Origin of the sequence: Sporofaciens musculi, from assembly GCF_009830285.1 — a bacterium.
Taxonomy (GTDB): domain Bacteria; phylum Bacillota; class Clostridia; order Lachnospirales; family Lachnospiraceae; genus Sporofaciens; species Sporofaciens musculi.
In genome coordinates, this window is the sequence record NZ_WUQX01000001.1 from 1,464,344 (window position 1) to 1,478,688 (window position 14,345).

Genomic DNA, 14,345 nt, shown 5'->3' on the forward strand with positions numbered 1-14,345 from the left:
ATGAAAAGAAAAAGGAGGAATCAGTGATATGAATTTTCTGGACGAATTTCAAAGTATGGTGCGCCGGTATCCGGACAAGACGGCTATCGTTGACCGAGGCGGGAGAAGAACCACGACGTACCGAGAGTTAGACGCTTTAAGCCGCAGGATTGCGGCGAAGCTTGCACAGTCAGGGGAGATTTCCGGACAGGCGGTTCTGGTGTGCATGGACAGGAGAATGGAGTATGCGGCGGCAGAGATTGGAGTTCTGATGGCAGGGGCGGCTTTCGCACCTGTGTTGCCGGAATACCCCAAAGAGAGGCTTGACTACATCCAGGAGGATTGCCAGGCGGCCGTACGGATTGACGCAGACTGGCTTAGGGATGTGGGCCGGTATGAGGAGGCTTCCCCTGTGAGGGTGGCGGATGAAAACAGGGCAATGCTTATCTATACCTCCGGCTCTACCGGAAGGCCCAAGGGAATCGTTCACAGTATGGCGAGCCTCACCCAGGGAATCATGAGAGTCAGGAGTATTTTGTATCTGGAGGATAAGGATGTGGTAGCTGCAATGGCGCCCATGTCCTTTGTGGTTCTGGTTATGGAGTATTTTGGCACCTTAAGCTGCGGCGCGTGCACCCATATCGTACCGGAGGAGATTCGCAAAGATGTGAGAATGATTGAGGATTATTTTGTGGAGTATGATATTACCTGCGCCTTTTTCAGTCCTCAGATCATGAAATTTTTTAAGAATAAAGGAGGAGCCCTTAAGAAGGTTGCCACAGGAAGCGAACGGGTTTCCAGGCTTTCAGGGGATGGATTTGAGCTGTATAACGTCTATGGGTGTAGTGAGACGGCGATGATTGCGTCGTACTATAAGATTGACGAGCCTATGGAGAATACGCCGATTGGAAAGCCGGCACAGGGCCTTAAGTTTTTCGTGCTGGACGAAAACGGAAATGAGGTGGCAGACGAAGAAGACGGCGAGCTTTGTATCAAGGGTATCCTTGGGGAAGCCTACTTAAATCTTGAAGAACAGAGCGCACGGACGTTTCAGAAGCAAGAGGACGGGGAGGTGCTTATACATACAGGAGATATTGTAAGAAGGCTTAAGGACGGGAATTATCTGTATGTCAACCGCAAGGACTGGATGGTAAAGATTAACGGGCAGCGAGTAGAGACGGGAGAGATTGAGATTAAGATGTCTTCCATGGAGGGCGTGGAAAATGCAGTTGTGAAGGCATTTTCGGACGAGAACGGGCAGAATTATCTCTGCGGCTACTATGTGGCAAAGCCAGAGATCATGTCAGAACAGCTTCGCGCCTTCTTAAGAGACTCATTGCCGGAGTATATGATTCCACGCTTCTTCAAGCGGCTTGACGCGCTTCCGAAGAATGTCAACGGCAAACTGGACCGTACGGTACTGCTGCCGCCGGGACCTGAGGAGTATAAGGCCAGGTATCATGAGCCAAAGAATGATGTAGAGCGTCGGATTTGCAGCGGCTTTGAGGAGGTTCTCCATTGCGGTAAAACGGGCAGGGAGGATGATTTCTTCCGTCTGGGCGGAGATTCCATCAATGTACTGCAATTACTGGAATGTGTTTCAGAGCTTCCTATGACGCCTGAGATGGTCTTAAGGGGTAGGACGCCTGAGATGATTGCAGAGCTTTTGGATGCAGATGAGGCAGAGAAAATCGAGAAGGCCTGCGGCAAGAGAGATGTTTATCCTCTGACCGATTCCCAGATGGGCGTTTATCTGGAGTGCGTAAACGACCCAGAGGCCACTATGTACAATATCCCCATGTGCTGTGAATTGCCCAAGAAGATTGACCTTAATCGATTCAAAGAGGCTGTGGGGCTTGCTGTGGCGCGGCATACCTCCTTTGGCGTAAACATTGCGCTTGATAATGGGGCGCCGGTGATGTGCCTGCATCCTGAATTCCAGAGGGCAGACCTTAAAGAATGGGAAGTGGAGGACATAGAAGCAGTAAAGAAAACCTTTGTCCGCCCGTTTTGTATGGAGGGAGAGCCTCTTTACCGTATGGCTCTCTATCGGTGTAAGGGACGCTGCTACTTTTTGTTCGACGTCCATCATCTGATTTTTGACGGTACGTCGGTCAAGGTATTTCTGGATGAAGTTTCCCTTCTCTATCAGGGAGAAGAACCAAAGCCGGAGGAGATTTCCCTGACGGATTTGGCGGTTTACGAGGAAACGCTTAAGGAAACGCCCAGGTATCAGTCTGCGAGAGAGTATTTTAAAGGCAGGTTTGCAGGCGTTGACATAGAGGAAATGCTGATTAAGGATTTTAGGAAAAAGGTAATCACCCCGCGAAGCAAGGCGGTGAGGCAGGCATGCGGCGAAGAAGTTTCCTGTATGGCCGTTGAGCAGTTTGTAAGGCAGAAGGGAATCTCCGAAAACACGCTGTTTCTCGGTGCGTTTTCCTATGTTCTGGCTAAGTTAAGCGGACTTAACAAGAGCTTCTTCTGTACCGTAAACAACGGAAGGCATACAACGAAGCTGGCTCAGTCTACAGGAATGTTTGTGCGTACCCTTCCGGTGAGCCACTCCTTCGAGGAACGGATGGCGGTAGACGAATACCTTAAAGGCTTCCAGGAGGATTTCTATGAGCTGATGAGCCATGACTGCATTTCCTTCGCAGAGCTGGCAAGGGATTACGGGATCGCCTCTGATATACTGTTCGTCTATCAGGGGGAAATGTTAAACGGTTTGACCTTTGCAGGAGAGAAATATCCGGCCAAGCCAATTCCTGCGGGAGACGTGCAGGCGAATATTTCGGTTATGGTTATGAAGAATCAGGAGGGTTATGAGATTTCCCTGGAATACCGCACGGATTTGTACCGTGATGAGACAGCAAGGGGACTTCTTCGGATGATGCAGCAGACCCTTCAAGGGATGCTCTCCTGCGTGACGTTAAAGGAGATTGCTCTGGCGTCTGAGCTTGATTTGCAAGTTTTAGATGGGTTTAACGATACGGAAAAGCTCTATGACAGAAGTAAAACCGTGGTTGATTTATTCAGAGAGCAGGCCAAGAAGACGCCGGAGAGAACGGCTGTGGTCTACTGCAACAGAAGGTATACCTATGCCGGAGTGGATGAGATTACGGACCGTCTCGCCGCTTATGTGGCAGAGATGGGAATTGGCAATGAGCAGGCTGTGTCCGTACTGATTCCAAGGTGCGAGTATATGGCCATCGCCTCCCTTGGTGTTTCCAAGGCGGGTGCGGCGTATCAGCCTTTGGACCCCTCCTATCCGAAGGACCGTCTGGAATTCATGATGAAGGATGCGGACGCGAAGCTGCTCATTGCAGATAAAGAGCTTCTTCCATTGGTGCCAAACTTTCAGGGAAAGGTTCTCTTGACAGAAGATATTTTCAGTCTGCCGAAAGTAAAACAGCTTCCGAAGCCGCCGAAGCCGGAGGATTTATTCATCCTTTTATACACTTCAGGGTCTACGGGCGTGCCCAAGGGCTGTATGTTAGAGCATGGAAATATCGCCGCGTTCTGTCACTGGTATAGTGAGTATTACGGGCTTACAAAGGAGTGTAAGGTGGCTGCGTACGCGAGCTACGGTTTTGACGCGAATATGATGGATATGTATCCGGCGCTGACTGTGGGGGCGGAGACTCATATTATTGAAGAAAATATCCGTCTGGACTTGAACGGCCTGAATCAGTATTTTGAAAAACAGGGGATTACCCATATATTTATGACTACCCAGATTGGGCGGGCATTTGCCACTAGCATGAAGAACGGAAAGCTTATGCATCTGGCCATGGGCGGCGAGGCTCTTGCACCGTTTACTCCAAAGGGGAATACGAAGTATTACAATATTTACGGGCCTACTGAGTGTACGGTAAATGTGACTGTTTACCCTCTTGAGAGATACGAGGACGAATTCCCTATTGGAAAGGCAATCTCCAATATTAAGCTCTACGTATTGGACAGCCAGGGAAGACGCGCGCCTGTGGGAATGCCAGGCGAGCTTTGTATCGCGGGATATCAGGTGAGCCGAGGGTATCTGAATAGGCCGGACAAGACAAAAGAGGTATATTCCTCCAATCCCTTCTGCGCTCTTAAGGGCTACGACAGGCTTTATCATACCGGAGATATCGTGCGGTTTTTGCCGGACGGAAGCATCCAGTTTATCGGCAGGCGTGACGGCCAGGTGAAAGTAAGAGGCTTCCGTATCGAGCTTTCTGAGGTGGAGGAGGTTATCCGCAGATTCCCAGGGATTACGGATGCCACTGTGGCGGCGTTTGACGAGCCGGCAGGCGGAAAATATATTGCCGCTTATGTGGTGTCAGAAGGGGAAGTGGATGTGGACGCTCTGAATGCATTTATCGAGGAGAGCAAACCGCCTTATATGGTTCCTGCCGTGACCATGCAGATTGACAAGATTCCGCTGAATCAGAACCAGAAGGTGAATAAGCGCGCCCTTCCTGTACCTGAGCGCAGGCAGGAGGAATTGGCGCCGCCAAAGAATGAGACGCAGCAGAAGATTTTCGACTGCATAGCAGAGGTAATCGGCCATAAGGAATTTGGCGTAACCACGGATATCTATCGGGCAGGGCTTACCTCTATTGGAGCTGTGAAGCTGAATGTCCTGCTTTCCCAGGCATTTGACGGCGCGGTTATCCGCAACAAGGATTTAAAGGAGAATGACACGGTAGAGAAGTTAGAGCAGTTCCTTGCACAAAGTCAAGGGGAGGAAGCCTTTACAAAACAGGAGGCATATCCTCTGACCCAGACCCAGAACGGCATTTTCGTGGAGTGCGCCGCCAATCCGGGCAGTACCATTTACAACATTCCATTCCTGTTCCGTCTTGGGGAAAAAGTGGACCTTGGCCGGCTTAAGAAGGCTTTGGAGGACACGGTGGAGGCTCATCCATATATTAAGACCACTCTGTATATGGATGATAACGGCGATATCTGGCAGAAGCGAAACGACGAGCTGCCCTTTGAGGTAGAAATATGCCAGTCTATGTGTAAGGAGGATTTGGTTAAGCCCTATCAGCTTATTTTAGACCGTTTATTTAGAATTTGTCTTTTCGATACGCCGGAGGGGAAATACTTGTTCCTGGAATTCCACCATATTATCAGCGATGGGGAATCCTGCGGGATCTTCCTTAGGGATATGAATCGTGCATATGAAGGCGGCGGGCTTACGAAAGAGAGCTTCACCGGCTTTGAGGCGGCGCTTGTAGAGCAGAAGGCGTTAAAAGGCGAGGAGTATGTCCTTGCGAAGCGTTATTATGACTCAGTATTTGAAGGCTGTGATACGGATTTCCTTCCGGCCAGGGATCACAGGGAGGCTTCCCCAGGCTTGGGAGTATATAAGAGGACGGACACGCTAAAGCTGGACGCTTTGAAGAAATTCTGCGAAGAACAAAGGATTACCATGAATACCCTGTTTACGGCGGCATTTGGGTTTGTAGTCGGACGTTATGTCTATAAAGACGAGGCAGTATTTACCACTATTTATAATGGAAGAAATGATTCTCGTCTGGCGTCTGTGATGAATATGCTGGTAAAGACCCTGCCTGTGTACTGTAACCTTGATGGGGAGAAGGAGGTAGGAGATTATCTGAGGGAAACTGGCGAGCAGTTGATGAACAGCATGAATTCCGATATCTACTCCTTTGCGGAAATCAGCAGGGCTTACAATATCAAGGCTGACCTTATGTTCGCGTTCCAGGGGGACAATTTCCAGTTTGACGAGATTGCCGGAGAGAAGGCGGTTTTACAAGAGCTTTCCTTAGATACGGCCAAAGCGCCGCTGTCTGTTGACGTGCTGGTGGAAAACGGGGGAATTGTGTACCAGGCAGAGTACCGAAGCGACATGTATGAGGAACGGACGGTGGCAGGGCTAATGGAGAGTCTGTCGGCTGTGGTTTTGGAATTCCAGACAAAGAAGCAGTTGAAGGAGGTCTCCATGGTAAGCGGGAAGGCCCGCCGTGAGCTTGACAGCTACAACGAGACGGATTATGAGGTGGAGCAGACTACGGCAAACCTTCTCTTTGAACGGCAGGCGGCGCTGTATCCGGACAAGACGGCTGTGATTGCCTGCGGTACGTCCCTGACCTTTAGGCAGTTGAACGAGAACGCCAACAAGATTGCTAATTACCTGATTGACATGGGCTTAAAGATTGAACAGATGGTGGGCGTTATGCTGCCTCGGACAGTGGAGGTCTACGCTGCAAGACAGGGAATTATGAAGGCGGGAGGCGCATTTCTCCCCATAGATCCTGAATATCCGGACGAGAGAATCAGTTATATCCTGGAGGATTCTAAGGCGGAGTTCTTACTGCTGCCTGAGAGTCTGGCGAAAGAGCGCAAAATGCTTCTGGATAAATTGTCGGTCAAGGCCATTTTCATCGACCAGCTTCTTTCTTCGGAGGGAAAGACAGAAAATCCCCATGTGGACATCCGGCCTGACAATCTGTGCTACTGTATCTATACCTCAGGTTCTACTGGAAAACCGAAGGGGGTAATGATTGAGCACCAAAATCTGGTCAACTATGTGGATGACAACCGTTTCAACGTGGAGGCGCAGGCGTATGTCTATAATGCCACGGTATCCCTGGCGTTTGCGGCTATTACCTTCGACGTATCCATTTTGGAGGAATGTATCCCCCTTTATCACGGGATTACGGTCTGCATGGCAAATGAGGAGGAAATCCATAATCCTCTGGCTCTTTCCAGTCTGATTTTGAAAAACGGGGTGGATATCCTGACTTGTACGCCGTCCTTCCTGATTAATATTATCGACATGCCGGAGATGAAGAAATCCCTGTCCCAGATTAAGATGTTTAACGTGGGCGCAGAGGCATTTCCGGAGGCTCTCTATGACAAGATCAGGGCTTTGGGGACAGAGGCTATTATATTCAACGGGTATGGGCCGACGGAGACCACCATTGGCTGTGCCTTTGACCAGATGACAGGGGAAAAGGTTACCATCGGAAAGCCTATGGCGAATATTAAGATGGTGATGATTGACCGTTATAGGAACCTTCTGCCTGCCGGAGCGCCGGGCGAGCTTCTGATTATCGGAAACGGCGTCGGCAGAGGCTATGTTGGGAAGCCGGAGATGACGGCGGACAAATTTATTCAGTTCGAGGGCAGGAGGGCATACCGAAGCGGTGATTTGGCGAAATGGAACCACCATGGAAAGATTGAGTTCATGGGGCGCATGGATAATCAGGTGAAGCTTAGGGGACTGCGTGTGGAGTTGGATGAGATTGAGAATGTTATGAACCAGTATCCTACGGTAAAATCCAGTGTGGTGCTGGTAAAGGAGAAGGATTCTATCCAGTTCCTGTGCGGATATTTTGTGGCGGAGAGCCAGATTGACAGGCAGAAGTTGACCTGCTTCATGCAGAAATATTTAACGCCTTACATGGTGCCCAGCGTCCTGATGCAGCTTCCTGAGCTGCCCCTTACCAACAATGGCAAGGTAAATAAGCGGGCCCTTCCTGAGCCGGAGTATACCACGGAGAACCAGAATTATGTGAAGCCGCGAACAGAATTACAGCGTAAGCTTTGCGAAATCTTTGAGATGGCTCTGGGCGCCGAGCAAATCGGAATTGAGGATGATTTCTTTGAAAACGGCGGAACGTCCCTGTCAGCTTCCAAGGTGGCTATGAAATGTATGAGCGCAGGGCTTCCGGTATCCTATGCAGATTTGTTTGACTATAAGACGCCTCTTAGCCTGGAACGCCATATTCAAGAATTAAATCAGGCAGAGAGCGAGGACGAGACAGAGGGCGGCGAGGATAAGGAAGGCTCTCTGGAGAAGATTTTAGGCAGGAACAGCGTAGAGTATGTGGATGAGATCCGTCCGTCTAAGGCTGGCAGCATCCTGTTGACAGGGGCAAACGGTTTCCTTGGGGCGCATATTCTGAAGCACTTGATTGACAATGGGGACCAGGTGATCTACTGTCTGCTTCGGAAAGGAAAAGCATTATCCTTAGAAACACGGCTTAAGAGTATGCTGGTGTACTATTTCAGTAATCCTTATGAGGAATTATTCGGCAGCCGGATTCGTCTGATTGAGGGAGATATTACGGACAGCGCTAAAGTTGACGGGCTTAAGGTCTATGATTTCGAGCAGATTATTAACTGTGCGGCCTGTGTGAAGCATTTCTCCGCGGACGATACGCTTGAGAAGGTGAATTACCAGGGAGTGCTGAATCTGATTCATCTGTGTAAAGAAACGGGACGGGAGTTAATCCAGATTTCCACCGTGAGCATTGCAGGTGAGAACGTGGCCGGAAGGTTTCCGGTAGAGAAACGTCTCCATGAGAATGAATTGTACTTCGGACAAAGCCTGACCAACAAATATATTGACACGAAATTTCGGGCAGAGAAGGCGGTGCTTGAGGCGGCTTTGGAAGGGATGAAGGGCAAGGTAATACGTGTAGGGAACTTAATGAGCCGTGTAAGCGACGGAGAGTTCCAGATTAATTCTGTGACCAATGGATTTATGCGTACCCTTCGGGGATATGTGGCTCTTGGGAAATTTCCGGTATCCATGCTGGATATGCCTGCGGAGTTTTCACCCATTGACTCCACGGCAGAGGCGATTGTAAGATTGGCTTCGTCGGAGGGAGATTTCACCGTGTTCCATGCTTACAGCAGTTATTTAATCCAGATGGCGGACGTAATCGAGCAGATGAACCAGTCAGGAATTAAGGTTGAGATTGTGAGTGATGAAGAGTTCCAGAAGGCCCTTGAGGCTGCCCTTGAAAATGAGGAGAAGAATGAACTGATTTCAGGGCTGATTGCATATTCCTCCAGTGACAAGGATAACAGCTCGGTTTACATTGACGCGGATAATGGATTTACCACCAAAGCCCTTTACCGGCTTGGGTTCAAGTGGCCGATGCCGGATGGTGATTATCTTAAGAATGCGCTGACCGCGCTTGAGACGTTGGGATTTTTTGACGGCAGAATCTAGGGGTGGATATGGAGAGAAATGCGTTTTTGATTAATAAAAAAATTCATCAGTATATTCTGCCGAGTGTGTTGATGACGGTTGCCATGCAGCTTGGGAATGTGGTGGATGGCATGATTGTGGGGAATATCCTTGGACCGGACGCTATGGCTGCTATTGAGATTTCTATGCCTGTGCTGCTCGTCCTTCAGATGCCGGCCATGATGCTGGCAATGGGAGGGGCGGCCGAGGCTGCCGTGTTGTTGGGAAAGCGAAGCACTCAGGAGGCGGATGGTGTGTTTAGCGCATCATTGGCAGCAGGACTTCTATTGTCCGTGATTTTTGCCCTTTTTACTCCGTTTCTGCCTGGGGTTCTTGCTATGGCGCTTTCTGGGAACGGGGTAATGGCGGCGTTGGTTGAGCCTTATATTGCTGTGAATTTCGGCGGGATTCCCATTCTGACCCTTGCGATTATTTTTTGCTATTTTATGAATGCAGACAATCATCCGCAGCTTGGCAGCGCCCTTTTTATCATTGCGAATGTGGTGAATCTTGCCTTGGATTTGATTTTTCTAAAGGGGTTAAAGATCGGCATGGCAGGGAGCGCCCTTGCCACTATAATCGGGTATTTGACAGGCATGGTGACGGTTCTGATTTATTTTCGGTCAAAGCATCGGATGCTGCATCTTGTAAAGCCAGACAGGGAGGCGCTTTCTTACGCCTGTCTGGCGGCAAAGGCGGGGATTCCAAGTGCGGCGTTTACCCTGATGTCAGCCTTAAAGTCGGTTATTATCAATTCTGCCATTGTAAGGCTTTTGGGAAATGATCCTATGGCGGTTTACTCGGTGTGCGCCAACGCTGTGCTGATTGCAGAGCTGTGTGTGGGCGGCATCATAGGGCTGGTTCAGAATATTGCAGGAATTCTTTACGGGGAACGGGATTATTACGGGATACGCGCGCTGTGTAAGAAGGTGCTTACATACAGCTACATTGCCATTGGGGCGCTTTTGCTTTTATTCCTTATGATTCCCCAGTTTATTGCAGGGCTTTTTGGAATTACAGAGGGGGAGATGCTTGGCATGTGCAATATGGCGCTGCGCATTTTTGCCTTAAGTTTTCCGTTCTATGTGTACAACAAGTTCCTGATGTCCTACTATCAGACCATCTTACAGCCTGGACTTTCTACGGTAATTACGGTGCTTCAGGGATTTCTGGTCATCGTGCCTCTGACCCTTGGAGGAATCCTCCTGTGGGGGCTTTTGGGCGTGTGCGTGGCGGCGGTGGCAAGCGAAGCGGTTACTATCTTGTTAAGCGCTCTGTACCGAAGCGTGGGACAGCGCAAGGGAAGATTTGCGGCAGGAGTCTATATGCTTCCCCAGGTGTCAAAGGTTAAGACATTAGACTGCTCGATCCGTAACGACTTGAGTGAAGTGGTTGCCTTCCGTGAGAAGCTGTTTACCTTCTGCGAGGAAAACGGCATCACCGAGAGGGACGGGAAAATCCTTGGACTTGCTATGGAGGAGATTGCGGCTAACATTGTGCAGTACGGCTATCGGTCTGACCAGAAAAATTATATGGACATTAGTTTTACCATTCAGGATGATAAGTATATTTTACGAATCCGTGACGACGGGATTCCCTTTAATCCTTTGGAGTATCAGCCAGGCGCGAAAGAGCAGGAGGAGAAGGTGACAGTGGGCGGAATCGGTCTGCTTCGTAAGATTATGTCTGATTTTCAGTATATGCGGGTGTTAAATATGAACAATACGGTGGCAGAATTAGATATTGTCCCAAAATAAGTATATATTATCCCAGGCACAACAATTCAAGGGATGAAATTGTTATAATTGCAGAAAGCGTCTGGAAAGAATGGGGATAACTCTTTTCAGATTGAGGCAAGAAATAACAAGGAGGAATATGGAAGTGAACCATTGTGAAAATCGAAGGCCGTGTCCTTGTACTTACGACTGTCCAAGGCATGGCAAATGCTGTGAATGTGTAGCACATCACCGCGACAATGACGAAGGGGTTCCAGGCTGTTTCTTTTCCAAAGAGGCTGAGGCAACCTATGACAGAAGTATCGAAGCATTATGCCGTGACCACGGCATCATACAGTAATTCGTATTCTTCGGACACGGGCTTCGTCCAATAAGGAATAAATAATATATAATTTAGGAGGTATACCATTATGCAAAAACCAAATTTTACGGGATTATCCCATGTTTGTATCTTTGTAGACGATGTTTCAGAGGCATTCAAGTATTATGAGAGAATTCTTGGGGCAGTTCCTAATCAGCACATTCCTCACTGGAAGAATAAAGGCTTCTTCCAGGCAGGCGGATTTGTCAAAGAGGCTGAGGAGGCGGAAGTATCCATCGGCTTCATGGATGTACCCGGAACGAAATTCACCATTGAATTAATGTGCTACCACAATCCAAAGGGACGTCAGGAACCGGTGATTTTCAAGGCAAACGACATCAGCGGCGCAAGACATGTAGCGTTAAAGGTTATCAATATTGAAGAAGCTTTTGAGTATATCAAGGCGCAGCCGGACGTGACGTTGATTAACACCACGGAGGACTACAAGGTTTACCAGATCAGTAAGACAGAACCGTCAGATTTCTACTATTTTGACGAGGCAAAAGAGAAGGATGCCGAAGGAAAACAGAAGGCGGCGGATATCCTTGGAAACACGAAATACTTTTATTTTATTGACAAGTATGGCCTTCAGTGGGAGTTTGAGCAGGGTCATACAGATATAGGAGATTAGTGGGCAGTTATGGATGAAAAAGCAAAGAAACCCAGGATGCAGACGTTTCATGCGGACGATATGATTCTCAAAGAGGGAGAAGTAAGCGGCAGTATGTTCAAGATATTATCCGGATCTGTGGCGGTATTTAACCGCTATGGAGAGAAGGATGAGCATCTGATTGGAATCTATTCCAAGGGAAGATGTTTTGGAGAGTTAAATGTATTTTCCGACCTCCCCTGTATCTACACGGCGGTTGCCTATAATGATGTGCTGGTTATGCGCGTCACCGGTGATTCGTTGGAGGAATTTATTGCCACCAATGCGAGAAATGTGATTGATATCATGCAGAACATGGCGCATACGGTACGGATGATGCAGAAGAATATTGAATTCCTGATTGACGATTTCTCCCAGAAGGAGGACGAGGAGCAGAAGAAAAAGGACGAGATTAGAAGCAAGATTATGCAGTACACCAATCCGATGAACTATCCGCTTGCGAACCTGATACATACGAATGTGAGGGTATAAAGGAAATTAATATATAAGAAATGAGGTAGGACTATCATGAATATTACAGAGAATCTGAATGGAAACCAGCTATGCCTTTCCCTTGAAGGGCGGCTTGACACGACCACCGCGCCAAAGCTTGAGAAGGTGACAAAGAGCCGTCTTGACGGCGTGACTGAGCTGGTTATTGATATGAAAGGGCTTGACTATCTTTCATCAGCAGGGCTTCGTGTGCTTCTGGGCGCACAGAAGACGATGAACAAGCAGGGAAGCATGAAGGTGACCAATGTAAATGAAACAATCATGGAAATCTTTGAGGTGACAGGCTTTGGGGATATTCTCACCATTGAGAAGTAATTCCGAAAACCTTTCAGAGCAGGGTTTTATTTATGGAACGGGAACTAAAGAGAAATAACTTTTTTTTGAAAACGGTCTACGGTAAGTATGTGATTGCATCGGTTCTTTCTATGCTTGCCGCCAGTATGGGCGGGATGATTGACACGGTAATCGTGGGACGGTTTTTGGGAGAGACGGGGTTGGCTGCCATGTCGTTGGTCAGTCCCGTCTATTTGTTCTACTATACCATCGGCGCGGTGATCGGCATGGGTGGTTCTATTGCGGCGAATCTGTATATCGGAAAAAATGACTACGAGGCATACCGGCAGGTGTTTTCACTGTCCTTCTGGATGACTGCGGTTGTGTGCGTGGTGACTACGAGCGCAGCGCTGCTTTTCATAGAGCCGTTGCTTTCCCTGCTTGGCGGCGAAGGGCTGGTAAAGGAATATGCGGCGGACTATCTGTTCTGGTATATCATCGGCGGCAGCGGTACGCTGTTTATCTATCTTCCTTTGAATTTCTTAAAATGTGAGGGAAAGCCAGAAGACTCCTCCCTCTTGTTTTTGATGTCCAGCGGTTTGAACGTGGCGCTGACCTGGCTATTTATGTCGCCTGTATGCGGGATGGGAATGAAGGGCGCCAGCATTGCCACAGGGCTTTCCATGAGCCTGACGGCGATGATAGGACTCTATCTTTTATTTTGCAGGACTTGCAATATCCGTCTGGTGAAGATGCGTCCCACAGTCCGGATGATGGGAGAGATTCTGGTCTGCGGCAGTCCGAACGGCTGTAATAATCTGTTAAATGCGTTGAAAATCCTGCTGATTAACGGGATGCTTCTTCGGATTGGCGGGGCCGTGTATCTGCCTGTATTCTCACTGGTTAAGAGTGTTTCCGACATGGTAACAGGTGTGATTGTAGGGGTTGCCTCTGCCCTCATGCCCATTGTCGGCGTATTTCTGGGAGAGAAGGACGCAGGGAGTATCCGGCGTGTGTGCCAGAGGGCGATGGGGCTTGGCGGTATCCTGACTGTGGGCTTGTCCTTCTTGATTGCGTTGTTTCCCCAGATGCTCTGTTTTCTTTTTAATATTACGGAGTCGTCTGCCAGAGAGGGAAGCCGCGGGGCAATGATTTGTCTGGCAGTCAGTTTTTTGTTTGCATTTCCCAATCTGATGATGTCCGGTTATTTTAATACCATCCGAAGGTCTATGCTGTCGAATCTGATTCTGTCTCTGCGGCTTTTTATTTACCTTGGGCCGGCGGTTCTTCTGCTTGGCTCTTTTGCAGGTGCAAAGGGAATCTGGGCGTCCCTTGCGGCGGCGGATATGCTGACTCTGGGAACGGTTTTGCTGGTGGTGAAGGCCATCCGGCGTCGTTCGCCCTGTCTTGATAGGTATCTTCTTGATACCTCCATAGAGGGTGAGGGTGAGATATCATTTTCTGTCCGCAATACGGTGGAGGATATTATGTTTGCTTCCAATAAGATTACGGATTTCTGTCAGTCCTCCGGCATTGGGATAAAAAAGACCATGCAGGTGAGCCTGGCTATTGAGGAAATGCTGACGGTGATTATTACTTATTGTATGGATAGGGAAAAAGAGCAGTTTATTGATATCCGTATTGTGAAAACGGGGGAGGACGTGCTGCTTCGTATCCGTAATTCCGGCAAGATATTTGATCCTGTGAGTTTTTATGAGGAAAATCGGGAGTGTGAGGAGATGGCGGACCAGGTGCTTGGGATTAAGATGATTGCAGGGACGGCAAAGAAGATTGAGTTTCGGGAGACTTTTGGTATGAATAATCTGCTGATTCAGTTTTGAA

The 14,345-nt window shown here is 48.7% G+C and carries 7 protein-coding genes; all 7 read left to right on the forward strand.

All coding sequences use genetic code 11. The features are described from left to right. The first annotated feature begins 28 nt into the window (after nucleotides 1–28). On the forward strand, nucleotides 29–8,953 hold the full coding sequence (locus tag GN277_RS07290; protein ID WP_159750497.1) for a non-ribosomal peptide synthetase: 8,925 nt from the start codon (nucleotides 29–31) through the stop codon (nucleotides 8,951–8,953). Between the two features lie 26 nt (nucleotides 8,954–8,979). Further along, nucleotides 8,980–10,728, forward strand: a complete 1,749-nt coding sequence (locus GN277_RS07295; protein WP_244324629.1) for an MATE family efflux transporter — start codon at nucleotides 8,980–8,982, stop codon at nucleotides 10,726–10,728. A 118-nt stretch (nucleotides 10,729–10,846) separates the two neighbouring features. Continuing rightward, nucleotides 10,847–11,047: a hypothetical protein gene (locus GN277_RS07300; RefSeq protein ID WP_159750499.1), complete on the forward strand. Its 201-nt coding sequence runs from the start codon at nucleotides 10,847–10,849 to the stop codon at nucleotides 11,045–11,047. A gap of 70 nt (nucleotides 11,048–11,117) precedes the next feature. Next, the gene (locus GN277_RS07305) at nucleotides 11,118–11,699 is read left to right on the forward strand and encodes a VOC family protein (protein ID WP_159750500.1); all 582 of its coding nucleotides are present in this window, start codon (nucleotides 11,118–11,120) and stop codon (nucleotides 11,697–11,699) included. A 9-nt stretch (nucleotides 11,700–11,708) separates the two neighbouring features. Then, the gene (locus GN277_RS07310) at nucleotides 11,709–12,209 is read left to right on the forward strand and encodes a cyclic nucleotide-binding domain-containing protein (protein ID WP_159750501.1); all 501 of its coding nucleotides are present in this window, start codon (nucleotides 11,709–11,711) and stop codon (nucleotides 12,207–12,209) included. Nucleotides 12,210–12,245: 36 nt separating this feature from the next. Further along, entirely contained in the window at nucleotides 12,246–12,545 is a 300-nt protein-coding gene (locus GN277_RS07315) for an STAS domain-containing protein (RefSeq protein WP_159750502.1), read from the forward strand. A 32-nt stretch (nucleotides 12,546–12,577) separates the two neighbouring features. After that, nucleotides 12,578–14,344, forward strand: a complete 1,767-nt coding sequence (locus GN277_RS07320) for an MATE family efflux transporter (protein WP_159750503.1) — start codon at nucleotides 12,578–12,580, stop codon at nucleotides 14,342–14,344. The last annotated feature ends 1 nt before the right edge of the window (nucleotide 14,345 follow it).

What these genes read in the sequence shown, in the direction of transcription:
- GN277_RS07290 (WP_159750497.1), top strand. Translation starts at nt 29, where the DNA reads ATGAATTTTCTGGACGAATTTCAAAGTATGGTGCGCCGGTATCCGGAC.
- GN277_RS07300 (WP_159750499.1), top strand. Translation starts at nt 10,847, where the DNA reads ATGGAAGTGAACCATTGTGAAAATCGAAGGCCGTGTCCTTGTACTTAC.
- GN277_RS07305 (WP_159750500.1), top strand. Translation starts at nt 11,118, where the DNA reads ATGCAAAAACCAAATTTTACGGGATTATCCCATGTTTGTATCTTTGTA.
- GN277_RS07310 (WP_159750501.1), top strand. Translation starts at nt 11,709, where the DNA reads ATGGATGAAAAAGCAAAGAAACCCAGGATGCAGACGTTTCATGCGGAC.
- GN277_RS07315 (WP_159750502.1), top strand. Translation starts at nt 12,246, where the DNA reads ATGAATATTACAGAGAATCTGAATGGAAACCAGCTATGCCTTTCCCTT.
- GN277_RS07320 (WP_159750503.1), top strand. Translation starts at nt 12,578, where the DNA reads ATGGAACGGGAACTAAAGAGAAATAACTTTTTTTTGAAAACGGTCTAC.